At 38.2% G+C, this 424-nt stretch carries 1 protein-coding gene; it reads right to left on the bottom strand.

Annotated elements, in window-relative coordinates:
* Positions 1 to 13 precede the first annotated feature (13 nt).
* On the bottom strand, positions 14 to 424 hold a 411-nt coding region (locus R0J88_RS18840), incomplete at its 5' end, for a toprim domain-containing protein (RefSeq protein WP_410900702.1).

Below are 424 nucleotides of genomic sequence, written 5' to 3'. Positions count from 1 at the left end.
GGTGTCTTTTTGTTTACAAAATTTTCAATTCGTATTCTTCAGCGTGTTCCACGTAGTTTAGTAACTCAGCTGCCCCTAAATCGTTTACGTCCTTTGCGTAGTAGGGTAGATATAACTGCTTCAGGTTAAAATGTCCGCCTAATTCCCTGATTAACTGCATCTTAATCCTATAACCCGCTTTATCATTATCTGTAGCTATAACGATTGTCTCTATACCTGATAAGAGTAGTAGTTGTTTTTGCTTTTCTGAGAAGTTACTTCCCCCAAGTGCTATGGCTGGTACACCGATTGACCACAGATATAAAGCATCTATTTCAGATTCTACTATGAATACTTCTTTGTGGCTTCCTTGTATAACCTGATACAACCCGAAAATGTGATTCCTTACTGGTTGTCCCCCATCTAAGTAGTAGAATTGTTTACT

Origin of the sequence: Pseudoalteromonas sp. SIMBA_162, assembly GCF_046535955.1 — a bacterium.
GTDB lineage: Bacteria > Pseudomonadota > Gammaproteobacteria > Enterobacterales > Alteromonadaceae > Pseudoalteromonas > Pseudoalteromonas marina.
The sequence above is the reverse complement of the archived record's forward strand: the minus strand, read 5'-3'. Positions and strand labels throughout refer to the sequence as shown.